The 25,748-nt window shown below is 51.8% G+C and carries 19 protein-coding genes; 9 read left to right on the top strand and 10 right to left on the bottom strand.

What is annotated here, in order from left to right; all coding sequences use genetic code 11:
* The first annotated feature begins 174 nt into the window (after window positions 1–174).
* From K2G41_RS06070 to K2G41_RS06055, 4 genes are read left to right on the top strand one after another with little or no spacing between them, the layout of a single operon-like run.
* Entirely contained in the window at window positions 175–1,347 is a 1,173-nt protein-coding gene (locus tag K2G41_RS06070; RefSeq protein WP_300116439.1) for a 1-deoxy-D-xylulose-5-phosphate reductoisomerase, read from the top strand.
* A 37-nt stretch (window positions 1,348–1,384) separates the two neighbouring features.
* Complete coding sequence (gene rseP, locus K2G41_RS06065) at window positions 1,385–2,740, top strand: RIP metalloprotease RseP (protein WP_300116437.1); 1,356 nt, start codon at window positions 1,385–1,387, stop codon at window positions 2,738–2,740.
* A gap of 36 nt (window positions 2,741–2,776) precedes the next feature.
* Window positions 2,777–3,967, top strand: coding sequence for a class I SAM-dependent rRNA methyltransferase (locus K2G41_RS06060; RefSeq protein WP_300116435.1), 1,191 nt, complete (start codon window positions 2,777–2,779; stop codon window positions 3,965–3,967).
* A gap of 32 nt (window positions 3,968–3,999) precedes the next feature.
* Window positions 4,000–6,024, top strand: a complete 2,025-nt coding sequence (locus tag K2G41_RS06055; protein WP_300116433.1) for a dihydrofolate reductase — start codon at window positions 4,000–4,002, stop codon at window positions 6,022–6,024.
* 95 nt (window positions 6,025–6,119) lie between these two features.
* Here the strand turns inward: K2G41_RS06055 and K2G41_RS06050 are convergent, their stop codons facing one another.
* From K2G41_RS06050 to K2G41_RS06035, 4 genes are all read right to left on the bottom strand, one after another.
* Complete coding sequence (locus tag K2G41_RS06050; RefSeq protein WP_300116431.1) at window positions 6,120–7,823, bottom strand: alpha-amylase family glycosyl hydrolase; 1,704 nt, start codon at window positions 7,821–7,823, stop codon at window positions 6,120–6,122.
* 73 nt (window positions 7,824–7,896) lie between these two features.
* Window positions 7,897–8,697, bottom strand: a complete 801-nt coding sequence (locus K2G41_RS06045; protein WP_300116429.1) for a patatin-like phospholipase family protein — start codon at window positions 8,695–8,697, stop codon at window positions 7,897–7,899.
* Between the two features lie 192 nt (window positions 8,698–8,889).
* Window positions 8,890–10,662, bottom strand: coding sequence for a 1-deoxy-D-xylulose-5-phosphate synthase (locus K2G41_RS06040; protein ID WP_300116427.1), 1,773 nt, complete (start codon window positions 10,660–10,662; stop codon window positions 8,890–8,892).
* A 147-nt stretch (window positions 10,663–10,809) separates the two neighbouring features.
* Window positions 10,810–11,589, bottom strand: a complete 780-nt coding sequence (locus K2G41_RS06035) for a ZIP family metal transporter (RefSeq protein ID WP_300116425.1) — start codon at window positions 11,587–11,589, stop codon at window positions 10,810–10,812.
* A gap of 187 nt (window positions 11,590–11,776) precedes the next feature.
* Between K2G41_RS06035 and K2G41_RS06030 the strand changes: the two genes are divergently transcribed.
* The 5 genes from K2G41_RS06030 (at window position 11,777) to K2G41_RS06010 (ending at window position 18,753) form a co-directional block, all read left to right on the top strand.
* Window positions 11,777–12,907 (top strand): DNA polymerase III subunit delta', encoded by a 1,131-nt coding sequence (locus K2G41_RS06030; RefSeq protein ID WP_300116423.1) that lies wholly within the window; start codon window positions 11,777–11,779, stop codon window positions 12,905–12,907.
* 59 nt (window positions 12,908–12,966) lie between these two features.
* On the top strand, window positions 12,967–15,906 hold the full coding sequence (locus K2G41_RS06025) for a PD-(D/E)XK nuclease family protein (RefSeq protein WP_300116422.1): 2,940 nt from the start codon (window positions 12,967–12,969) through the stop codon (window positions 15,904–15,906).
* Window positions 15,906–17,021 (top strand): radical SAM family heme chaperone HemW, encoded by a 1,116-nt coding sequence (hemW, locus tag K2G41_RS06020; RefSeq protein ID WP_300116421.1) that lies wholly within the window; start codon window positions 15,906–15,908, stop codon window positions 17,019–17,021. The genes K2G41_RS06025 and hemW overlap by 1 nt, the downstream gene beginning before the upstream one ends.
* Window positions 17,022–17,079: 58 nt before the next feature.
* A complete protein-coding gene (locus K2G41_RS06015; protein WP_300116419.1) occupies window positions 17,080–17,853 on the top strand; it encodes a glycerophosphodiester phosphodiesterase family protein in 774 nt (257 codons plus the stop codon).
* A 150-nt stretch (window positions 17,854–18,003) separates the two neighbouring features.
* The gene (locus tag K2G41_RS06010; RefSeq protein WP_300116417.1) at window positions 18,004–18,753 is read left to right on the top strand and encodes a CpsB/CapC family capsule biosynthesis tyrosine phosphatase; all 750 of its coding nucleotides are present in this window, start codon (window positions 18,004–18,006) and stop codon (window positions 18,751–18,753) included.
* 169 nt (window positions 18,754–18,922) lie between these two features.
* Here K2G41_RS06010 and K2G41_RS06005 read toward each other — a convergent pair whose 3' ends face one another.
* The 6 genes from K2G41_RS06005 to K2G41_RS05980 all read right to left on the bottom strand — a co-directional run bounded on the left by K2G41_RS06005 (window position 18,923) and on the right by K2G41_RS05980 (window position 25,731).
* Window positions 18,923–19,771 (bottom strand): patatin family protein, encoded by an 849-nt coding sequence (locus K2G41_RS06005; protein WP_300116415.1) that lies wholly within the window; start codon window positions 19,769–19,771, stop codon window positions 18,923–18,925.
* 49 nt (window positions 19,772–19,820) lie between these two features.
* On the bottom strand, window positions 19,821–20,585 hold the full coding sequence (locus K2G41_RS06000; RefSeq protein ID WP_300116414.1) for a TIGR03915 family putative DNA repair protein: 765 nt from the start codon (window positions 20,583–20,585) through the stop codon (window positions 19,821–19,823).
* Window positions 20,582–21,841: a putative DNA modification/repair radical SAM protein gene (locus K2G41_RS05995; RefSeq protein WP_300116413.1), complete on the bottom strand. Its 1,260-nt coding sequence runs from the start codon at window positions 21,839–21,841 to the stop codon at window positions 20,582–20,584. The genes K2G41_RS06000 and K2G41_RS05995 overlap by 4 nt, the downstream gene beginning before the upstream one ends.
* Window positions 21,842–21,938: 97 nt before the next feature.
* Window positions 21,939–23,822, bottom strand: a complete 1,884-nt coding sequence (locus K2G41_RS05990) for a M56 family metallopeptidase (RefSeq protein ID WP_300116411.1) — start codon at window positions 23,820–23,822, stop codon at window positions 21,939–21,941.
* Between the two features lie 445 nt (window positions 23,823–24,267).
* On the bottom strand, window positions 24,268–24,654 hold the full coding sequence (locus K2G41_RS05985) for a BlaI/MecI/CopY family transcriptional regulator (RefSeq protein ID WP_300116409.1): 387 nt from the start codon (window positions 24,652–24,654) through the stop codon (window positions 24,268–24,270).
* A gap of 156 nt (window positions 24,655–24,810) precedes the next feature.
* Window positions 24,811–25,731, bottom strand: coding sequence for a hypothetical protein (locus tag K2G41_RS05980; protein ID WP_300116407.1), 921 nt, complete (start codon window positions 25,729–25,731; stop codon window positions 24,811–24,813).
* Window positions 25,732–25,748: the final 17 nt, after the last annotated feature.

The following is a 25,748-nucleotide window of genomic DNA, read 5'->3' as shown; positions in this document are numbered from 1 at the left end:
TATCGGCAATTCGCGGGAAGTCCGGTCCGGAAGCGATCCGGCAGTCACCCGACGGTTACCTTAATGTATGCAAATTTACTATTATTTCAGCAAAAACCGTGCCAGAATTGAGTATTTTTCCGTATTTTTGCAGTTCTTAAACGCAATGCGTCTTTAACTGTGAAATCAAAATCCATGCCACATAATATAGCCATACTGGGATCAACCGGGTCAATCGGAACGCAGACTCTCGACGTAATCTCGCGCTTCCCCGACCGATTCAAAGCCACTGTGCTTGCCGCAGGATCAAATGTCAGTCAACTCATCGAGCAGGCAGTCAAATTCCGTCCGTCACTTGCAATAATAGCCGATGAATCGAAATACGAACGTCTGCGCGATGTACTTTCGCCTCTCGGCATAGAGACCGCTGCCGGAAGTGCGGCTCTCGCCGACGCTATGGAGCGTCCGGATTTCGACACCGTTGTGACCGCAACCGTCGGTTACAGCGGACTCCTCCCCACCATACGTGCCATCCGTGCGGGCAAACAGATCGCCCTCGCCAATAAAGAGACCCTCGTTGTGGCCGGTGAGCTGATCACACGGCTCATGACGGAAGCATCCACTCGCATAGTACCGGTGGATTCCGAGCACTCAGCCATATATCAATGTCTTGTAGGAGAAGATCCGGCCACGGTAAGCAAGCTTATCATCACTGCTTCCGGCGGTCCGTTCCGCACATTCACGCGCGAACAGATTGCAGACGTGACTCCGGCACAGGCCCTGCAACATCCACGTTGGAACATGGGTGCAAAAATAACCATCGACTCCGCCTCAATGCTCAACAAGGCATTTGAAATCATCGAGGCGCGCTGGCTTTTCGACATAGCCCCGGAACGGATCGAGGCTGTGGTCCATCCGCAGTCAATCGTCCATTCGATGGTCGAGTTTATCGACGGTGCTGTCAAAGCGCAGCTCGGCATACCTGATATGCGTCTGCCCATACGCTATGCCCTCGGAGATGCCTCGCGTCTGCCCGCCTCCGAGCGTTCGCTCATGCTCAGCGATTATGCACAGCTGACTTTCGAAAAACCTGATCCCGAAAAATTTCCATGCCTCACCTTGGCTCCCTACGCGCTCAACCGCGGAGGCAATGCCGCATGTATCATCAATGCAGCCAACGAGGTGGCTGTCCGCGCGTTCCTTGAAGAAAAGATCCGCTTCCCCGAAATCTTTACTACGATCACCGACGCACTTGAGGCCATACCTTTCGTCGAGTCACCATCGCTTGAGGACTATGTGGCCACACACCGCGCGACCATCCAGTTTGCCGAGGAACACACCGGATGCCGAATTCCTCTCCATGTCTGATATATAACCCTTATCCCCAAATCCGCACTCTCATTTTATGGAAACATTTCTCATAAAAGCAGCCCAACTCATCGTTGCCTTGGCCTTTCTGGTCATCATCCATGAGTTCGGCCACTTTATCTTCGCCCGCATATTCGGCATAAAAGTCGAGAAGTTCTATATGTTCTTCGACCCCTACTTCTCACTGTTCAAGTGGAAACCTAAGCCGAAACCCGGTGCAGACCCCAACAAAAGCTCATGGCGCGACACTGAATACGGAATCGGTTGGATACCTCTCGGCGGCTACTGCAAGATCGCAGGCATGATCGACGAGTCAATGGATACCGAACAGATGAAACAAGAGCCCAAGCCTTGGGAATTCCGCACCAAGGCTGCATGGAAACGCCTTCTCGTAATGCTCGGCGGCGTGATGTTCAATTTCATTCTCGCTATCCTCATCTATGCCGGTATAGCCATGCACTGGGGCGCACAGTATATTCCCTTCGATGCGGCTACCGAAGGGTTCGATTTCACTCCCGCCGCACAGAAAATCGGATTCCGCAACGGCGACATCCCCTATATGGCCGACGGCAAACTGCTCGACGCCTCGCAGGGCGACTATCCCTACAAGATGGCGGACGCAGACGTGGTCACCGTGATCCGCAACCACAAGGACACCGTCAACATCAACATACCCGACGACTTCCTTTTCCGTCTCAACGATGACAAGGGTTTCCTTGCCTACCGCATACCGGTCTATATCGATCGTATCGTACCGGGTGAGGCCGCTGCTAAAGCCGGACTTCAGGAAGGGGATCACATCGTGGCTATCGACACCATCCCTACCCCGTCATATACAGAACTGACCTCCGCACTGCAACTCTATGCCGACAAATCAATTCCCGTGACGGTGGAGCGCGGAGGCAAGACCGTCAGTGTGACCGTCACACCCAATTCCCATGGTAAACTCGGTTTCCAACTCAAACCGATCACCGATGTGTATAAGCCCGTCACCGTTGACTACGGCTTCTTCGAATCATTCCCCAAAGGATGGGAGATCGGGACGACCACCCTCTCGAACTATGTCGGATCAATGAAGCATGTGTTCACTCAGGAAGGCGCGGAGAGCCTCGGCGGTTTCGGTGCCATCGGCAATATGTTTCCCGAACGTTGGAACTGGCTTTCATTCTGGGAAATCACAGCCTTTCTTTCGGTAGCCCTCGCGTTCATGAACATCATCCCTATCCCCGGTCTTGACGGTGGTCACGTGATGTTCTTGCTCTGGGAAATCATTACCGGAAAGCAAGCCCCTGAAAAGGTGCTCATCGTAGCTCAGTACATCGGCATGGCCTTCCTCCTCCTTCTGCTGATATATGCCAACGGCAACGATGTGTTCAGGGCATTCTTTAAATAAGATTTTTACCGCAAGCTGTCAAATCAATCAAAAACAATGTCATCAAAGCTAAAAACGATAACCCTGAAACGCGGCAAGGAGGAATCGCTCCTGCGTTTCCACCCTTGGGTATTTTCCGGTGCTATCGCACACCTGCCGGAAGGTCTTGAAGAAGGCGAGACCGTGCGCGTCGAGGCCGCCGACGGCCGTCCGCTCGGTGTCGGTCACTACGAAATCGGCTCGATAGCCGTCCGTCTGCTCGATCCGACCGAACGTGAGATTGACGCATCGTTCTACGCCGAACGTCTTGCTCAGGCATGGGCATTGCGTCAGCGACTGGGTCTCATACGGCCCGACAACACTACCTTCCGTCTTGTCCACGGCGAGGGAGACTTCCTCCCCGGATGCGTTGTCGATATTTATGGTGACACAGCTGTACTTCAGGCCCACAGTCCCGGTATGCACTTCGCACGCAACATTATAGCCGAGGAGCTGACCCGTCTGCCGGGAGCAGGCATAAAGAATGTCTATTACAAATCGGAAACCACCCTCCCGTTCAAAGCGCGTCTCGATCCAGTCAACGACTATATAGTAGGCGGTTTCGACACCAACATAGCAATCGAAAACGGACTGAAATTCAACATCGACTGGCTCAAGGGCCAGAAGACAGGCTTCTTCGTGGATCAGCGCGACAATCGTGCCCTGATCCAGAAATTCAGTCAGGGCGCGAGAGTACTGAACATGTTCTGCTACACAGGCGGTTTCTCCGTCTATGCCATGCGAGGCGGTGCGGAGCTTGTCCACTCCGTCGATTCATCGGCCAAGGCCATCACACTGACCGATGCCAATATCGAGCTGAATTTCCCCGGCGACGAACGCCACAAATCATACGCCGAAGATGCGTTCAAGTTCCTCGCACGTATGGAAAAAGGGGCTTACGACCTCATCGTGCTCGACCCGCCTGCTTTTGCCAAGCATCGCAGTGCCATCCGCAACGCCATGATAGGCTATCGCCGGCTCAACGCCGCCGCATTTGAAAAAATAGCCCCCGGCGGCATACTTTTCACCTTCTCCTGCTCGCAGGCTATCAGCAAGGAGCAGTTCCGTCTGGCTGTATTTACCGCCGCAGCAATGTCGGGACGCCGTGTGCGCATCCTCCATCAGCTCACCCAGCCGGCCGACCATCCCGTCAACATCTATCATCCCGAAGGCGAATACCTCAAAGGTCTCGTCCTCTACGTGGAGTAAATTTTTAAGTTTAGAGTTTAGATAAATCAATCATGTCCTTAACAAAATTCATCTTCCCCGCTATGGCAGCTTTAGCCATCACGTCATGTGCATCGAAAGCCACTGACGAAAAAGCAGGAGACTTTGACTACACAGTCGATCGCTTCGCCGACATTGAAGTGCTCCGTTACCAAGTGCCCGATTTTGAAAATCTGACACCCCAGCAGCGCATACTTATCTACTATCTCACCGAGGCTGCCCTCACCGGTCGTGACATCCTCTGGGATCAGAACGGCAAATATAATCTTGCCATCCGCGATCTTATCGAGAACGTGTATAAGAACTATGACGGTGACCGCGACAGCAAGGAATTCAAAGCTCTCGAAACATATCTCAAACAGATAGAATTTGCCAACGGCATCCACCATCACTACTCGATGGATAAATTCATCCCTGCCTTCTCGCGCGAATTTCTCGTTGAAAACGTCGGCAAACTTCCCGCAGACAAGCAACCCGAAAATGCCGAAATGCTCTACACCGTCATCTTCGACCCCAATGTAATGCCCAAGCGCGTCAATCAGGCGGAAGGTGCCGATCTCATCCTTACATCGGCCAACAATCTCTATGAGGGAGTGACTCAGGCAGAAGTCGAGAATTTCTACAACGCCCGCAAAGACACCACCGATGCAACCCCTATCTCTTGGGGACTCAACACACGCGTCGTGAAAGAGAACGGCAAGGTGACCGAACAGCCCTATAAGGTGGGCGGTCTCTACTCCGAATCAATCAGCCGTATAGTCGATCTTCTCGGCAAGGCAAGCCAGTATGCCGAAAACGACAAGCAGCGTGCCATCATCGCCAAGCTCATCGATTTCTACACCACCGGTGACCTCAAGACTTTCGACGACTACTCTATCGCATGGGTCGAGGACACTGATTCAAGAGTTGATTTCATCAACGGTTTCATCGAAAGCTACGGTGACCCCCTTGGAATGACAGGTGCATTCGAGTCAATCGTCAACTTCAAGAATGAAGATGCCTCTCACCGCACGGAGGTGATCTCAGGCAATGCCGACTGGTTCGAGAAGCACTCGCCCGTCGATCCCCGTTTCCGCAAGGACGAAGTCAAGGGTGTGAGCGCGAAAGTGATCACCGCTGCCATCCTCGCGGGTGACTCCTACCCTGCAACTCCTATCGGTATCAATCTCCCCAACGCTAACTGGATCCGTGCGGCACACGGTTCGAAATCCGTGACTCTCGAAAACATCACCCAAGCTTACGATGAGGCTTCGCACGGCAATGGTTTCAATGAAGAGTTCGTCATTGATCAGGAGACATCGGATCTCATGGACAAATATCTCTTCATCACCGATAACCTCCACACCGACCTCCACGAATGTCTCGGCCACGCTTCCGGACGTCTGCTCCCCGGCGTAGATCCCGATGCCCTCAAAGCCCACGGTTCTACACTCGAAGAAGCCCGCGCTGACCTCTTCGCGCTCTACTATCTCGCCGATCCCAAGCTCCTCGAACTCGGTCTGCTCGACAACCCCGATGCATATAAGGCTTCATATTACAAATATATCCTCAACGGCCTCATGACACAGCTCATGCGCATCGAGCCCGGAAAGGATGTGGAGGAAGCCCACATGCGCAACCGTCAGCTCATCGCTGCTTGGGCCTATGAAAAGGGTAAGCCCGACAACGTGATCGAAATGGTGAAACGCGACGGCAAGACTTTCATCAAGATCAACGACTACGGCAAGCTCCGCGACCTCTTCGGCCAGCTCCTCGGCGAAGTGCAGCGTATCAAGAGCGAGGGCGATTATGAGGCCGGACGTGACCTCGTCGAGACATACGCCGTCAAGGTTGATCCCGCCCTCCACAAGGAAGTCCTTGACCGTTATGCAACTCTCAACATCGCTCCTTACAAGGGCTTCGTGAATCCCGTCTATACCCCTGTCACCGACAAGGACGGCAACATCACCGATGTCACCATCACTTACAGCGAGGACTATCTGCCGCAGGTGCTCCGCTACTCAGAGCAGTATCGCACGCTCCCTGCCAACAGCAAATAACAGCCGGACAGTACAATCAAAAAAGTCGCTTCACCGATGATCGATGAAGCGACTTTTTTGTATAACGGCAATTGCTTACAACAACCGTGTAAAAATTATCCCAACGGCTTGATGTCACGATGGCGGATCTTCCATACCACCGCATCGTATGGCGGGATCATTGTGCGGAAAGGTTTGTCGGCATTCAGATCCTTCATATCTGACTCACGTGTCAGAAGCTCGGTAGCCATGACCTCACCCTGCGGGATATTCAGCATCTCGAAAGCGTGAAGAGGCATATTGATCGCGAGATCACACGAATCAGACGAGAAGTTGACGGCTATAAGAAGCGTCTCGCCGTCACACGAGCGCAGGAAAGCATACTGGCGGTGAGGATTGAGCGTGGGATTCTGATAGTTGACATACATCAGGTCGAAGAAACGACCGTCTGAGATGGCACGTTCGGTATTGCAGAGTTTAAGTATCGAGCAATACTTTGCACGCAGCCATCGTTCGCGCGGAGTGAGCTGCGATCCATCGGGATTACCACCGTTATACCAGCGGCGCAGTGTCCCGACGCTCCAGTAATCAAATATAGTCGTCCGTCCGTCATAGCCGCTGAAACCTTCGGCATCCGTGGCCTGCTCTCCCAATTCCTGTCCGGCATAGATCATCATAGGTCCGGTGGAGATCATTGAGCTGACCACGAGCGACGGAATGACCTTGGCGGGATCGCCGGCATAGAATTTCGAACCGAAACGCTGCTCGTCATGATTTTCAAGGAAGTTGAGCATGTGCTCCGATATACCTTCTACTGTCTGCCAGCAATTTGTGATTGTCGCAGCCGAGAAATTGGAACTCTGAATGCCGCGGAGTGTATCGTAAAGATTCACTTTGTCATAGAGATAGTCGAAACCACCTATTTTTATGAAATCACGGTAGATCCCGACATCGTAAAGCTCCGCTATGAACTTCACATGAGGATAGCGATCCTTGACATTGGGAATCACCCACTGCCAGAATTCAAGGGGGATCATGTGGGCCATATCGCAACGGAACGCATCGACACCCTTCGATGCCCAGAAGCGGAGGATGTGGAGCATCTTCATCCACGTGTCGGGGATCGGACGGTAGTGTCCAGTCCAGTTGCCGGGATCACGGCCATAGTTTAGCTTGACGGTCTCGTACCAGTTGTTGACACCGGGGAAAGCCGTAAAGCAGTCATCGCCCGTAGCCTTTGCCGGAAACTCGATGTATGCCTTCTTGCCTGAACCGAGATCTATGGACGGCGCGAAAAGCTGACGGGTTATATAGTAGTAGTTATTATCCGGGCTGAAGAACATCTCCGTATTGTCATCCTCGCCGAAATCGCGGACACCTTCAGGTTTCGCATCGCTGTTGTAGCAGCGTGCGGTGTGGTTAGGGACAAAGTCAATGATCACTTCAAGACCCGCGTCATGAGTGCGTGCCACAAGTGCCTCGAACTCACCCATACGGTTCTCGACATCGACCGCGAGATCAGGGTCAATGTCATAGTAATCCTTGATGGCGTAAGGTGATCCGGCCTGACCCTTCACGACGTAAGGATTGTCCGGACGTATGCCGTGCTCGCTGTAATCGGTCTTGGTGGCATGTTCTATCACGCCGGTGTACCATACGTGGGTCACTCCGAGTTCCTTGATCCCCGAAAGAACTGCCTCGGTGATATCATTCATTTTACCCGATCCGTTCTGCACGTATGTGCCGCCGGGCATACACTGATTGTTGGTGTTGGTGAAAAGTCGTGGTAATAACTGGTAGATTATAGGTTTACGATCCATACTGAATGGTTGCTACTTTGTGTAGATACAGAGTGTTATTATATGCACGGATGAGGGGAGCTGTCCGCATGATTTATGATTTTTTTCGCGGACCGTGATGGGTGAAGCCCGCGTCAAGAAGCGCGGCGAGAGTGCTGTCGTAGCCTGAACGGAACACTCGCCTTATTTCTTTAAGATTAAATACTTTGTAGGATGCGATATCGTTGACACTCACCGCAAGGTCACAGAGATCCATCTGCTTCTGCGAATTATTTTTCACAAGCAGGTCATAAGTGCGGTGGGCTATATCCATGAGTGACGTAGGCTTGCCGCGCGGCGGTACCGGACTGCAGTTGATGCCGATGAGATACTTGCAGCTGTCACGCAGGGCCCATGCAGGGAGATTGGCGAGCACTCCGCCATCGACGTAAGTCACCCCTTTGATCCTCACAGGTTTGAAAACGATAGGAATACTGCACGACGCAGCCACACAATCAACTATCGGACCTTCCGAGAAAGCTACCGGCTTATTATTGTCAAGATCTGTCGCGCAGATAAGAGCCGGGATTGGAAGATCCTCGATCTTCTCGTAGGGAATCTGTTTTTTAAGGAACTTCTTGAATCCGTCCATCGAGAAGAAACCGTCTCGCGGGACTCCAAGCTCGGCGAAATCACCGAACTTCACACCGGCGAATGCCGTCATTATCTCTTCGGGTCGCATCCCGGCAGCATACATCGCTGTGACCACCGAACCTGCGCTCACACCGGCGATGATGTCGGCTTTTATACCAACTTCCTCCAACGCAAGCAGTGCACCTGCATGTGCGAAACCTCTGGCCCCGCCCCCGCTGAGGACAAGACCTACCTTGTAGGGCTTCTTTGAAAATTTAAGCATATCAAGCATGACGAATGCAAATTTACAACTTTTCCACGAACTCCCACCAAAAATCAGATGTTAAAACACATTTTAAGCCGTGTCACAATCGTATGCCACCAAGGGTATCAAAATATGGTCGTAGAGCCGGCGCAAGCGCAGGCCCTACGACCAATTAGATTCCGACACCGTTTTAGCGGTGCGATAAAATTCTTATTTCAGCGCGCTCATGGCAGTCTGTGCTATCTGGTCAGGAGTTAGACCGCAACGCTTCTGGAGTTCTGAATAATTGTAACGGTTAAGGAATTCCTTCGGCAAACCAAGATTCACTACTTTGACAGGTGATTCGCCGAGATATGAAGCTACTTTCTGTCCGTAGCCACCGTCGATTATACCGTCCTCAGCAGTGATCACTACCTTATAGTCTTTCAACGAGTCAAGTGCAGCGGTGTCAAGCTCGGACAGGTTGCGCGGATTGATAAGTGTGACGTTCACTCCCTGCTGTGCAAGCAGATCAGCCGCCTGCTGCATAAACCCGAACATTGAACCTGCACCGATGAGAGCCACGCCGTCGCCCTCGCGGACAATTTCATAAGCCGGTTTTGAATAATCGTCCAAGAGTTCTATCTCTGTATTCGACACCGCAACAGAACCGGGAGTACGGACCACCACCGCTCTCTCGTCCTGCTTTACAGCCCAGTCAAGCATGGCCTCAAACTCTTCCTTACATGTAGGCGCAAGGTAAATGAGATTCGGGATATTCGAGAGGAGTGCGATGTCGAAGAAACCGAGGTGAGTCTCATCATTCATGCCGAACATCGAACCGTAGAACACCACAAACGTGGCAGCCTGCTTGTTGAGCGCGATGTCCTGACTGAACTGATCGTAGGCCCTCTGGAGGAAACTGCTGACAAAACCTACCACCGGACGCATACCACCTTTGGCGAGACCGCTGGCCAAATCGACAGCTGCCTGCTCGGCAATACCTACGTCGATGAATTGCTTTCCGGCCTCTTTTCGGCGTGCCTTGTCAAATCCGAGTACACCGGGCGTTCCGGCTGTGATGGCTACAACCTTGCCGTTTTCTTTCATGCGACGCAACATTCCCTTTGCAAAGAGTTCGCTATAATCTTCCGGTGCAGTCTGCGGTGCTTCTTCGTGAAGCGGTGCTCCCGTCTTTAGATCAAACGGACCTGCGTAGTGGAACTCCTCCTTGTCCGCCTCGGCGACAGGCAGACCCATACCCTTCATGGTATTTATGTGGACCACTACAGGATGATCGATATCTTTCACGGAACTGAACATATCGATAAGGCTCTTGAGATCATTGCCATAGTTGACATATCTGTAGCTGTAGCCCATCGCACGGAATAGATTATTGTCGGCAGTACCGTTGGTGTTGCGCAGCAGACGCAGATCAGCATATATGCCGCCATGATTTTCGGCAATACTCATCTGATTGTCATTGACGATCACAATGAAGTTTGAGCCGAGCGTAGCACCATAGTCAAGACCTTCGAAAGCAACACCGCCACTGAGCGAACCATCGCCGATCACGGCTACGACATTCTCCTTTCCACCCTGAAGATCACGTGCCTTGGCAAGTCCGGCAGCAAGAGCCACCGCTGATGACGTATGACCGAGCGAATAAAGATCGTAGGGGCTTTCGGAAGGATTGGTGTAACCGGTGACATCGTCATAGTGGGCGGGATCGGTAAATGCCTCCATACGTCCAGTGATCATTTTGTGGGGATATGTCTGGTGTGACACATCAAAGACAATCTTATCCTCAGGAGTGTCAAACACGTAATGCAGGGCTATCACTGCTTCCACCATTCCGAGGTTCGGCCCGACATGGCCGCCATGCACTGAAAGTTTTTCCAATAACGCGCCGCGCATCTCACCGGCAAGCTTGGTCAGCTCCGGCAGACTCATTTTCCGTATGTCGGCCGGAGACTTAATTTCTGATAAATCTATATCTTTCATAATTAGAATTGTACTTTAAATATAAAACGCCACATAAAACAATAATGTTGCTCTATCAGAAGGTAAATCCCAACCAAAAATCCATTAATCCCAACCAAAAATCCGGATGACCATGGCCATTTTAATAACCATGATAAATCTGCGTCATCATCCGAGGAGGACATCGAGAGCCATCATGAGGAGGAAGCCGATGGCGAAACCGATTGTGCCCATGTTGGAGTGCTCACCCTCCTGCGTTTCGGGGATCAGTTCCTCGACCACTACATAGATCATCGCTCCGGCCGCGAAAGCCAAGAGATAGGGCAGGATCGGCACGACGATGGATGCAAGCAGCATGGTGATGATAGCTCCGATGGGTTCGACCACACCGCTCAGCGTTCCCATCAGGAATGATTTCGACCGGGAGTTTCCTGCACTGTGGAGAGGCATCGAGACTATAGCACCTTCCGGAAAATTCTGAATGGCAATACCGATGGACAGAGCAATCGCTCCAGCCATAGGCATGTAGGAATTATGTTCCAATGCCCCGGCAAGCGCGACTCCTATGGCCATGCCTTCGGGTATATTGTGAAGAGTGATGGCAAACACAAGTTTGGCCGTCTTGGAGAGGTGGGATTTCGGACCCTCACTCTGATCGCTGTCGAAATGCTGATGCGGGACCACACTGTCAAGAAAAAGAAGAAACAATATACCTGTCATGAAACCGACGACAGCCGGCACGATACTGGCCAATCCCTCCTTTCCCGTCATCTCCATCGATGGGATCAACAGTGACCACACGGACGCAGCCACCATCACCCCGGCTGCAAATCCTGTAAGCCCTTTCTGCAGACGGGGAGCAAAGTTCTTCTTAATGAGAAAAACACAAGCCGCACCAAGGGTAGTTCCCACAAACGGCAACAGTATTCCTAAAATCAGTCCATTCATAACTGTTAAACGCATCAAAAAAATATAAAGTTTCATCATAAGGATAAAAATGTATGACAGGCGACACACCAAATAACATTAGTAGAGATGGTCGCTTCGACATCGCGGAGATGATTTGGAGGCGTACCGGTAGAAATCCTCGGCGAAGTTTCCATTTGTCGGGCTAATTGAGTAACTTTGCGTTACAATGAAGTTCAGCCAAATCCCATCACACGACAATGTCAAGCGTCAGCTGCGCGAGATGGTCGCCGACCGTCGGATACCTCATGCCCTGCTCCTACACGGACCGACGGGGATAGGTAAATTCATGCTCGCGCGGACTTTCTCGCAGTATCTCCACTGCCAGTCACCCACCGCTGACGGCGAACCGTGCGGCGAATGTCCGTCATGCCGTCAGCACGAATCGTTCAACCACGTGGATAGCCTCTACGTTTTCCCGGTCGTGAAAACCGATAAGCTGAAAGCTCCTATATCCGATGACTATATGGGTGAGTTCAAGGAGTTTGTCGGAGCAAGTCCGTTTATGGATTTCGAACGATGGACAGGATATTTCGACAAGAAAAACGCCCAACCGGTGATCTATGTCAGCGAAAGCGAGGCCCTCGAACAACGTCTGTCCGTCACCACAACCGTCTCACGTTATAAGACCGTCGTGATCTGGCTACCTGAAAAAATGAACGAGCAGACGGCCAACAAACTTCTGAAACTTATCGAAGAGCCGTTTGAGGATACGATCTTTATTCTTGTTTCCGACAATGCCTCGGCCATACTGCCTACCATTTATTCCCGTTGCCGCCCAATCGAGATGAAACGCTTGAGCGACGATGCAATAGCGGCCTACCTAACCGCACGTCTCGCCCTCGACCCACAGGACGCAATGTCAATGGCACATATAGCGGCCGGTGACATGAACGCCGCCCTCCGCGCTATGGATGCCACGAGTGTAAGCCGTATGTTTTTCGACTACTTCGTCCGTCTCATGCGTCTCGCATATCAGCGCGACGTCAAGGGGCTGAAGGACTGGAGCACGGAGATTGCCGCCCTCGGCAGGGAACAGGAAGTAAAGTTCTATGACTACGCCCGACGGCTCATCCGCGAAAATTTCGTCTATAACTTCCACATCCCCGAACTTCTCTACCTCAACCGCGACGAAGCTGCATTCAGCAAGAACTTCGCCCGCTTTATCACAGAGAACAATGCCGAAAAGATCATAGCCGAAATGGACCGTGCGGCCACCGACATAGCCGGCAACGCCAACGGTAAGATAGTCAATTTCGACTTCGCAATAAAGATGATCATACTGATAAAGAATTTCTGATATCGCCCCCTATCCTCACAGACCGGTCACCATCACAACCATCAACCGGAATTTCAGCCATGACACCGTTTCTCCAACAGATAGCGTCAGCCTACATCCAAAACGAGCTTCCGCAACTCGCCGATTTCTGCTTCGTGTTTCCAAACAAGCGAAGCGGTGTTTTCTTCCGTCACTATCTCTCACTCGAAGCCCACGGCCAACCGTTCATAATGCCAGAAATCGGCACCATAGCCGAGGTTACGAACCGTTTTTCGGCCCTGACGGAAGCACCGCGACTCGACCAGCTTTTCATTCTCTACAACGAATACAGAAAACTGAGCGAAGAGGTGGTTGATTTCGACCAATTCATCTTCTGGGGTGAAATGCTCCTCAATGACTTCAACGACGTGGATCTCTATCTCGCCGATCCACACAAGCTTTTCGTAAATCTCAAACGCTTCCGTGAAGTCAGTTCCAACTATCTTACGGACGAACAGATCGAGATCATAAACCGCTACTGGGGTGAACGGTTCGTCCACGTGAGCCCTGACCAGTTCTGGAATCATCTTCATGAGGATCAACCCACGCCGCTCGAAAGTAAATTCCTGAAGCTCTGGGAGGTGCTCGACACGCTTTTCGAACGCTTCAAGCAAAGCCTGCTGGACAACGGAATGGCCACACGCGGAATGTTTGCCCGCAATGCCGTCAACTATCTCAGCAAGACCACAGGCTCACCTCTGCCCTACCGACGTTATATTTTCGTCGGTTTCAATGTCCTCACACTCGCCGAAATCAAGATTTTTGAGAAACTTCAGGCTCGTGGAATGGCAGATTTCTACTGGGACATGGCCTCACCTGCATTCCGCGATGAAGGCAACCGCGCGGTCTTTTTCATGCGCCGCAATGTGGAGTGCTTTCCTTCCCGGTACGACCTCAAAGAGCTTTTCCCGGAAGAAGCCACGTTTCCCGAAATCCACATTACAGGTGTCCCGACAGCTTTCGGTCAGACCAAGGCGGCCGGAATGCAACTTGCGGAGTGGATCAGCGACGGCACAATCAAAAATCCCGCCAACGCCATAGACACAGCAGTGGTCCTGCCGGATGAATCGCTCTTCATCCCGATGATCCACGCTGTCCCGCCGGAAATCACGGCACTCAACGTGACGATGGGATTCCCGCTGAAAAGCACCTCCATCTCGTCGCTCATATCAGCCATCGTAGCCATGCACCTGCGTGCTTACCGCACACGTGATGAGTGGAGCTACTTCTACGAGGACCTCCGTTCAGTGCTCACCCATCCACTACTGCAGGCCGTAGATCCAGAAGGGTGCAACTCTCTTCTTCGACTAATACTCGAACGACGGCTTTATATGGTACCCGCATCGCAGATCGATGCCACCGTGCCGGTTCTCGCTTTCATCTTTACACCTGTACGCGATACCAACAACCTTGATGAAGTCCACACCTACTTCTTCAACCTCATCGAAGGACTGCGCGCATTCACCATCGGACGTAAGGATCTGAAAATCGATAACTATTTCTTAGACACCTACCTCGTGGAACTGGAGAATCTGCGTGCCGCAAGCCGACGCTGGAGTATCACCATGCGCGACAAGACTTTCATCGAACTGCTTCAACGGACCATCTCGACGGTGAGTGTCCGTTTCACAGGCGAACCGCTTGCCGGACTTCAGGTGATGGGTGTGCTTGAGACGCGTGCGCTCGACTTTGACAAACTTATCATGCTCTCGATGAACGAGCACGTGTTTCCTCATAAGCAATACAGCCGTTCATTCATCCCCGACTCGCTCCGCCGTAGTTACGGAATGGCCACGACCGAGCTTCAGGAGTCGATATTCGCCTATTCGTTCTACCGCCTCATCTCCCGTGCGTCAAAAGTCAGGTTGTGCTACGACGCACGCACCCTCAGCGGAAAGAATAGTGAAATCTCGCGCTACATAGCCCAGCTCCTATACCTTTTCCCGGAATGCAAGATCACCCATGACCTTGCTTCCTTCACCACCCACCCCCTCGAAGAAGAGCCTATCACGGTGGAGAAAACTCCCGAAATCATGGAGAAACTGCGGGAGTTTACCCCTCCGGGCCGACGCACACTCTCGGCCACGGCGATCAATGACTACATAAACTGTCCGCTGTCATTCTATCTGAAGCGCATCTGCCGACTCGATCTTGATGAAGATGTGGTGGATTACATGGATTCCGGAACTTACGGAAGCATCCTCCACGAAGTAGCCGAACGAATGTATAAGGAACTACGTGGCGACCGCGACGAAGTGAAGATCACGACAGAGATTCTCGACAGCTTTATCCGTGACGAGGTGAAGATGGACAGTATCATCACCGAACTCATTAACGAAAAGTACAATCGTCTCCCCAAAGGCGACCGCACTCCTCTGACCGGCGAAAGCCTTGTGCTTGGAAAAGTCATGAAACACTTCCTCATCCTCATGTTCCGACGTGAGAAGGAGATCGCACCGTTTGACTTCATTGACGGTGAACACAAAGTCGAGGGGACGATGAAAATTTCAGATGATCTGACTGTGAACATCCTCCAGTTCATTGACCGTATAGACCGTGTGTATCCCGGCGGACGTTACGGCGAAGGGCTCGGACGTCTCAGGATCGTCGATTACAAGACCGGTTCTGACAAGACAGATTTCAAGGATATCGACGAGCTTTTCAATCCGGAGACCGACCACCGGCGCAAAGCGATCCTGCAGCTGATGTTCTATTGCAACGCATACGCAGGAAAGATCGGCTACACAGATGCGATCATGCCGCAGATCTACTCGTTCCGGACACTATCCACCACCGGTCTGCGTCCACTGATCTATAATAAAGAGGAATTTCTGGATTACCGCACCATCAACGATGACTTCTTGGAGCTTTTCCGCGCCACGCTCACCGAGATGTTTGATCCCGAAGTGCCGTTCACGCAGGCAGTTGATGATTCTGCCTGTAAATTCTGCGGTTTCAAAACCATCTGCCGGAAACACTGATGAAACTCTACGTTCACATACCTTTCTGCCACTCGAAGTGTGCCTACTGCGACTTCTATTCCACCCCGCGCCGGGAATGGATGGAGGCATTCGTTGATGCCGCCGTCAATGAATGGAATCTGCGGTCGGAAGGACTCACAGAACCGGTCGATACACTCTATCTCGGCGGTGGGACACCGTCATCGCTCCCAACTGCTACGCTCGACCGGCTTCTCAAAGGACTCCGGCTTGACCATGCGCCACTGCGCGAAGCGACCATCGAGGCCAATCCTGAAGATGTAACACCGGAATGGGTCTCATTCATTCGTGAATATACTCCTTTCCGAAGAGTAAGTATGGGCATACAATCATTCTCGGACAGCGAACTCTCGCTCATCGGCCGCCGACATGACTCACGGCGTGCCGTCGAAGCCTTCCGTTCCCTGCGTGAAGGAGGTATTGACAACATCAGTTGTGACCTCATCTACGGTCTGCCCGGACAGGACATGGAGTCATGGATGCGGTCACTGTCAACCCTCATAGACCTCCGGCCGGAACACATCTCAGCCTATCTGCTCTCCTATGAGCAGGGGACACGCCTCAGTGCGATGCTGCAACGCGGCAAGATCACCGAAGCGGACGAGGATCTGATAGAGACCATGTATGGCCACCTGTGCAAAGCCACAGCATCGGCCGGCTACCGCCACTATGAAATCTCTAACTTCGCTCTGCCGGGACGTGAAGCAATACACAATTCATCCTACTGGGATGGATCGCCTTACATCGGACTCGGACCGGGCGCACATTCATGGGACGGCCACACAAGATCCTTCAATCCCTCCGATCTGAAAAATTACATCACACTCAACGGTGCTGACACCGGAGTCCGAGAGGAAGAGAGCCGCGACAGTCTTTTCAACGATATGCTGATCACCCGCCTGCGGACGGCCCGCGGTGTGAACATACAGGAAATTACCGAAAGTTTCGGCAAGGAGATTGCGGATGAGTTCAGCTCACAGGCAGAACCGCTGATAAAGACCGGTATGCTGAATGTAAGTGAAACCGGATTTATCACGATACCCGAAAACCACTGGCTCACCTCCAACTCCATACTTCTTGAACTCATACGCGTATAAAATTCTATCTTTTTACCTCCAATCCAACCCCTCCAATTTACCTTAAAAACCACCAAAAATGAAAGCCAAAAGAATCATATCACTGTTCCTCCTCTCCTGCCTCAGCGTCCCCGCAATGCTTCACGCCGCAGATCCGACACTGATCGGCCGACGCGGATGCGGTTACGCCATCGAGAACACAGCCGAAGCCTACAACGAGGGCGCACGTCGCGGCTACAAAATGATGGAAGCACACGTGCGTCTGACAGCCGACTCTGTCTTTGTGACCTCGCATGACGGCAAGACTGACCGCCTCGGCGGAAAAATGAAGATAGCCGGCTCAACGCTTGCCGATCTGAAGAGCGAACGCTACACCCAGCAGCGAGACAGCGCGGCATACGAGGGATCAACCGTATGCACGGTCGCCGAGTTTCTCGACATCTGCAAGAAAAACAATGTCGCTCCACTGCTACATCTGAAAACTCTGTCAAAGGACACAAAACAGTGCTCATTCCTCACACCACTCATGATAACGGTGGCCGAGAAGGGGCTCACGGACAAATGTGTGATACTCACATCCGAACCTGACTATATCGAATATCTCATGACCAACCATCCCGACATCAAACTGCAATTTCAGGCTGATACAAAATGGCAGGAGATGTTTGACTGGTCATGCGCCCGCAAACTCGACGTGCAGATACGTCAAGATCTTGTCGATGCCGACTGTGTGAAACGTTACCACGATGCAGGCGTCAAGGTCAACGTATGGACCGTCAACACTCCCGATGACTACCGCCGACTCGCCGACATGGGTGTGGATTACATGGTGACGGACTACATTCAGCCCTGACCTCATCACGCCCGTCATAACGATTGCAGACGCAACCGGCTAATTGACAATATTTAACCACCACGTTGGAAGTTTTTCGGGAGCATATTGCTAAATTTGCACTCCTTTTTTTCACACAACGATACATCTAAAAGAGACTATTAAATAGACATGGCTTTATTCAGTTTTCTGTCAAAAAAGAGCGAACCGGTCAAACTACCGTTCAAAACCGACATACATTGCCACATTCTTCCGGGAGTCGATGACGGGTCACCCGACACTGCAACTTCTGTCGAACTTGTGAAACGCATGAAAAATTGGGGAATCGAACGCATAATAGCCACACCGCACATAACTGAATCGACATTCGAGAATACCCCCGACATTCTCGATCCGGCCTTGCAGGAATTACAGGACGCGCTGAAAACCTCCTGTCCGGACATAGAACTGAGCCGTGCGTCGGAAAACCGTATCGATGACTTTTTCCGCGCACAGTTGGCAAGCGGGCAGATCACAGCTTACCCAAACAGATATATCCTCGTCGAAAATTCCTTCATTCAGGAACCGTGGCAGCTTGATCAATTCCTCTTTGATCTCACCATGCAGGGCTATCGCCCCATACTCGCCCATCCCGAACGATATCACTACTATTTTGAAGGTCGCCCCGAACGATACGACCAACTCCACCGCGCGGGTACGCTCTTCCAGATCAACGTGCTTTCGCTCGCCGGCGCATACTCAAAAACCGAAAAACGTGTTGCTGAAAAACTCATTGAGAAAGGCTATGTGGATTTCCTCGGCACTGACCTGCACAAATCACGCCATGCCGATGCAATCGACGAGTATCTGACCACAAAGGATGCTCGCCGCCATTTCGATGCCCTGAAAGGAAAAATCCTCAATGACACGGCGTTCAATTAAGGCGTTTTTTTGCACCACGATGTGAAAAACCGAGCGGTTTAAAATTTGTAGGGACGCGGCGTGCCGCGTATGCCAAATGAAATGCGTATTCCTGAAACCACAGGCTATAACTATTCGTTTTGGCATACGCGGCACGCCGCGTCCCTACAAGTTCAGATCATTGCCGCTCTCATCCTTTCATAAACTCCTGCAATGCGTTCAACTGGCTAATGCAAGTCTCACGACCGATGTCATAGACAGTCTTCATCTTCGCCGGATTCATCTTAACGCGTCCTATCGGGAGCGGACGGGCAGGAGCGATCACGAATGTGTCGGGCAGGAGCGACTGTGAACGCACAAAATCAAGCTGCGCGTTATACATTTCGTGCCTCCTCGCCATTGCCTCTACTATAGCCGGATAACGACGCATGAACAGTCTGAACACCCAGCGGCTTGCAGCCTTTTTGCGGTAATCGAGGGGCTGGGTCAGCACGACGACATTACGCCGGAAGCCCTGCCTCTGAAAATACTCCAAAGGTATCGAATCACTGATTCCGCCGTCGAGCATGATATGTCCGTCAGCTACCCGCACAGGCCGTGTGACTATCGGCATCGAAGCCGACGCACGAAGCCATTCAAGCGAGTCGTAATCCACACGATCCATACGGTAATAGACCGGCTGTCCGGTCGTGACATCCGTACAGACCAGATGAAACTCCGTCGGATTCGCCTCGAATGCAGCTATGTCGAATACGTCCAGTTCGAGCGGAAGGGTATGATAGGCAAACTCCGCTCCGACCAGATCTCCGGTGGTCAAGAGCGAACGCAGACCCATGTAACGCGGATCTTTACAGAAACGGAGATTATAACGTAGCACCCGTCCGGGTTGTCTCGACTTATAATTACACCCGAAGCTTGATCCAGCCGAAACGCCGACGATTCCGTCAAATTCTATTCCCTGCTCCATCATCACGTCGATAACGCCGGCTGTGAACAGCCCGCGCATCGCACCTCCTTCAAGCACAAGTCCGGTCCGCATATTCAATAATTGTTATCCGGGATCAAAGATAAGTATTTTTTCAGATCGCTCACTGCATTTCTGTAAGATATTTCCAATATCTCACCGGCATATCGGCCCTCTGCTTCCTCGGATTCGTACGGGCGGCGATGGCTATGTGCTTGACATAGCTGCGCCATAATTCCTGATAGAGAGGCTCGTCCGGATCCATCATATCCTCGGTGAGCCGCCCGGTGGTCAGATGTTCGCCGTCGGAAGTCAGCGTGATGCGGCGCGCTTCCGTGCCGTCATAGTGATAACCGTAATTCCTCTTACCGTCATAAATAATGAAAGGCTGATCGGCAAACCGGTCAGTGAAGTGATTTATGGCAAAGGGAAGCACATCGAAAATCGGCTCGACCATCGAAAAATATGTCCCATCGACAGCTTTCTGAAATCTCACGAACTGCAGCAACCGATGAGCCTCACCCCTGACTCTGCGCGCCTCCTTGACAAGTGTCAGGACAGCCGGATCTGAAAAATCATTCTCTATGGAGACCGGAGCAGTCACTGCACGACTGATGAAGCGGAGCGCGAGGAGCGGAAACTCAGGATTGTCCGTCAGAAAGGCCGAAGTGAGAGCCGTCAGAGCTCCGCGTGTGACGGACTTCCCCAACTTCTTCCACACACGTGACCCTTTCTCAATATCCGTAATAACTTCGTGGAACACATCGTAAAACAACGGCATATCACCGTCCGGCCCAAGGAGTAAATCGGGCTGCTCCTTACGCACGAACGAATCAAAGACCGCAGTAAGTAGTCCGTCGAAACTTCCGTCAAAACGATAGATTATCATGAGAAATCAAACGACAGCTGGAGCGGATTGTCGCGCTTGGTCTTGCGCTCCGTCAGGACACGTCTGACATATTCAGGCGACGTGTCGGCTATCGAAGCGACAGCAAGCTCTCCGCAGGTTATGAAATACTTTGCTCTCTTCATCACCACCCCGATCTTGGACAGATGATCAGAATTGAGATGGCGGTAACGGCGGGCATTGACAATCAGGGTAGCCGACTTGACACCGATGCCCGGCACACGGAGTATCATCTCGTAGGGCGCACGGTTGACATCCACCGGAAAAGCTTCCGGATGGCGCAAAGCCCATCCGAGTTTTGGATCGACTTCGAGATCGAGATTCGGGTTGGCCGCGTCCGTAATCTCATCGGCGCGGAACTGATAAAACCTCATCAGCCAGTCGGCCTGATAGAGACGGTTTTCCCTCACGAGCGGAGGCTGTTTCAATGCCGGGAGACGCGTATCATAGGAGTTGACCGACACATAGCCCGAATAATACACACGACGCATAGTCGGCATCGAATACAGAGCCGACGACGTAAGAAGTATGTCGCGATCAGTGTCGGGCGAAGCCCCGACGATCATCTGAGTGCTCTGTCCGGCGGGAACGTAGCGCGGGACGTGGCGCATACGTTTCCTGTCCTCCTCACACTGCAACACGCCCTGACGGATGAACCCCATCGGTTCATAGACGCTCTTGTGATCCTTCTCCGGTGCAAGATATTTCAGCGACTGTTCACGCGGGATCTCAATGTTGACGCTCATACGGTCGGCATAGCGTCCGGCCTCATCCACAAGCTCCCTCGATGCTCCGGGGATGCTCTTGAGATGGATGTAGCCGTTGAAGCGGTGCACCTCGCGCAGATCCTTCGCTATGCGCGCCAGCCGCTCCATAGTATAGTCCGGATTTCTCACCACTCCCGAACTCAGGAAAAGCCCTTCGATGTAGTTGCGGCGGTAAAATTCCATCGTTATGTCAACCACCTCGGATACCGAAAGAGTGGCACGCGGGATATCGTTCGAACGCCTGTTGATACAATAGGCGCAGTCATACATACAATAATTCGTAAGCATCACTTTCAGCAGCGATATGCACCGTCCGTCGGCGGCGAAACTGTGACAGATCCCCACTCCTCCTACCGTATTCCCTACACCTTTGCCTGAATTACGGCGTACAGTTCCGCTCGACGAACATGATACATCATATTTCGCCGCCTCAGCAAGTATTTTGAGCTTATCAAGTGTTGCTTGTGTCATAACGGTGCAAAGATAGTCAACTGATGAGCCAGATCACGACCCATCCCGGTTAAAATATGTTTAGGAGACATTATCTGAATAAGACCGTTTCACTACATTACATACCTACTGCTGCAATCTGCCGGGATGAGGTTGATGATGTTTTCGTTTCAGCCTGCGGTTTCAGAGTAATAAATACCCTATCCGAATCCTTTATGACATCGATCCTCGCTATCGTACTTGGATCAAGCATTGCAATTGCGTTCTCAACATCATCAATGCGCACACCATCTATATAAAATTCAACTTTATCCTCTTTCAGCTTCTTTCCATCCAGCACCACAGTCTTGACATCTGGCTTCTTCGGCTCAGCCCCCTTGAGCTTGAATGTAACCGGAAGCGTATAACACACGGCAACAGGCCGACCGTTAATCCTACCCGGCGAGAACGCGGGGAGTAACTTGGCCACACGGACGGCCTCCGCATCAAGCGCAGGATCGAGACTGCGTACCACCCTGACATCACCGATTCCGCCATCCGCCTTGACAACAAACTGGATGACCACACGACCTTGTATATTCTTCTCTTGCGCTTCGCTGGGATACCTTAGATGCTCGGCCACAAATTTGAGGAGGGCCACATCTCCACCGGGAAATTTCGGCTTCTCTTCGGTCACTGAATATACCACCTCCACCGGCTGATAGCTACTGTCAGATACCGTGCTACCGACGGTCGATTTCGCAGACTCATCTCCACTACCCGTTCCCCCATGGCTTGCAGTCTGCACGTGAACTTCTGCACCGGCATCAGCCGTAGAGGCATAGTCAACAGCTTTCACATCCTCGATAGTTGCCTCAATAGTTGCCTCCTTATGATCGGGACGAGTTTCCGCCAAATCCTCTGCCTGACGACTCATTTCAACGGTCGGTGTCTCCTGCACCTCCGCTTCGCTCACAACCGGAGCAGTTTCCTCTGCCGGAACATCACTCTCTTCGGTTTCCACCTCCGGGATAATCTCATCCGCAATAGCAAAATCTTGCTCTTTATCCGAAGCAAGCCCTTCAGGAGTTCCATCTCCAAAGGTTACCACTGCGGTTTCAGCAATGACCGAAGCCACCGCGTCGATATCCGTCACAACCAACGCTACCGCCAATGCCGGCAGTAGGATGAGCCCGCGCAAACGCCTGACGGCGGATGTACGCTCGTCATACATCATAGTGATTCTCTTTTTGAGCTTGCTGTGATTGAGACAGTTGGCCAATGATGGGAATCTTGAGCCGAGAGCCTTGCATACGAGCAGCATCTGATAGTCGCGCGCGTCTATCCCCGACTGCAGCACAGCCTTGTCGGCCTGATATTCATGCACGGTCTTCATCTCCTCGCGCATGAGCCATGCAGCAGGATTGTACCACTGCAGTATGCCGACCATCTGCGCCACGAGCAGATCCACCCAGTGTCCGAGTCCGAGATGACGCAACTCATGGACAAGGATCAGGTTGCCGTGTGCCTCATAGTCCTGACGGTTCATCACCACGTAGCGACACCAGCTGAAAGGAGCTACACCCGTGTCGTCGGTCACGACCACACTGTAGCCATCCACCTCTTCCACCTCTTCACCGCGACGGATCACACGCCACAACCGCCAACCGACGAGGAGCGTATGGCTCGTCATAGCCACGACTCCTGCAAGATAGATCCACAGCATGACCCGCGGCCACATTGGCGACGCAACTTCCGTCAAAGGCTCGCCAACCGACACGCCGGAAACATCGGAAATATCTGTCAGACCGAAAACATCGGCATCAGTCAACTCCACGGCGACCTCATTCTCACCCCACAGTGCCATAAGTGGGAACGCAAGCAGCGAGACAGCATAAATGCCCCACAGAGCCACTCGGTTGAAGGCATGTTGGTTCTCCCCGGCCATCATCCACTTGTAGGCAAGATAGAGCAGCACGAGAACTATGGAACTGAAAAGCGAATAAGAGAGTATGACACCCATGTGATCAGAGAGAGATTATAATGTAATGAGTATGATTATTTGTAGGGAAGTATAGTTTGTAGGGACGCGATACCCAATTGTAGGGACATTCCACCCAGTTGTAGGGACGCGGCGTGCCCAGATAGTTTGTAGGGACGCGGCGTGCCGCGTATGCCCGATAGAATAGTGACAGGCAATTTAAAAAAAACAATCCCACGACACGGACTATCCTCCACCGTCAAATGTTCCATCCCATCGGCCGATGTATTTCATCCGGCATACGCGGCACGCCGCGTCCCTACAACTCATCCGGACAAATCAAACCATCCGGATGGAATTAAATCCGCACGGATACAACCAAAATGGAGTGATGATACCTGTGTCATCACTCCTAATAAATTGGCAGGCTCACATTATTGACGGTTGCAGGAGCCGTGGATGGGAAGAAGCCTTCCGGAAAACTTTCTTACTTTCCGCCGTTCTTGCTCTCGATGAGATCCATGATCTCACGCAGTTCGTCGGCCGACATCTTTTCCTCCTCGACAAGAGCCGACACGGCATTCTTGTAGGAATTATTGAAGTAATCCTTCACCAGACGTGCCACCGAACGCTTCTGGAAATCCTCCTTCTTTGCGACAGCATAGTAGCGGTGAGTCGGGCCGAACACTTCGTGAGCCACGTGACCCTTATCCTCAAGGATACGGACTATGGTAGAGAGTGTGTTGAAATGAGGCTTGGGTTCCTCATGGATATTTACCATCTCACGCACGAAAAGCGGGCCACGCTCCCAAAGCATCTGCATGATCACCAATTCTTTTTCTGTGAGGAGTTGCGGTTTACGTCCGGGCTTCATAACTAATACGGGATTTTAATAAAAATATGTTGTTTAAACAATTCAACTTTTTTTACTTTGTGTGACATGAAACCCTGAAACAGGTTTCATGCTACAAAGTTATAACTAATTCAAACAGTATGCTACCGATACCGGTAGTTTTACAGTTAAAAATACTTAAAACAATTTATACGAGAATCTGACACTGACCACAGGATAGACCTTGAAGCTCTTCATCAGATCCACGTAGTCGCCGGGCTTGCCCTTGATATTCTTCACCTGATTGGTGAGATCAGTACCGTCGTGGGTAATGAGCTTCGGCGATCCTCCCCAGATCATCATACCGAAATCTACGTCGAGGTTGAAACGCTTGGCCTTGTCGAGCGCGCTCGTGTAGCCGAGACCGACGTAGGGTTTGAAACAGTTCACGAAAGCCGACACTTTGACCATTCCGTCACTGTCGGGCTGCATCATGTAAGGCTTGCCGTCCTTGAAATCGCCGACGTGGATACCCATGTGACCCTCGTTTTCAAGATCCGCACGAAGATCCTCGATGAGGAAGGGATCCCAATAGACATCGCCGAAAAACGGTTCGTCGATAGCCTCGTCACTCATTATATAATCGTAGAAACTGTTGTAGATGTTGACGGCCACGAGCGAGGGCATCTCGCCCATCGTGTTGATAGCCTTGGCCGATTTGCGCGAACCGATGTAGAATCCTGCTGTAAATCTCCAGCCTTTGGTCTTCCAAGGATAGACATCGACAAGAAATTTGAAGTTGGTCATCGTAGGCTTTCCGTCGAGCTCCACGCGGTCATCCACATTTATATGTGTCAGCTTATACATATAATTCTGCAGCTTCTCGAAGTTTCCTCCGGTCACTCCCACTCCGTCAGTGTAGCTCTGGAGACTGAACGACATCGGAAACGAGATATGAGGTGTGAAATCCAGACCTGCCCTCACCCTCACGTGATCCGTGATGTGGGTCGATACGTCAAAGCCGATACCGGTCGTGCCGACCGAAGCTCCTACATCAAGATGACGGAAAATATTATCATCTGCCTTATCCTGTGACAGCGCAGTGCCAAGTGATAACATTAAGACGGAAGCGAGGC

The sequence above is a fragment of the Duncaniella sp. genome (genome assembly GCF_029056165.1).
Taxonomy (GTDB): Bacteria; Bacteroidota; Bacteroidia; order Bacteroidales; family Muribaculaceae; genus Duncaniella.
Note: the sequence above shows the minus strand (reverse complement) of the source record. Positions and strands in the feature narration are given on the sequence as shown.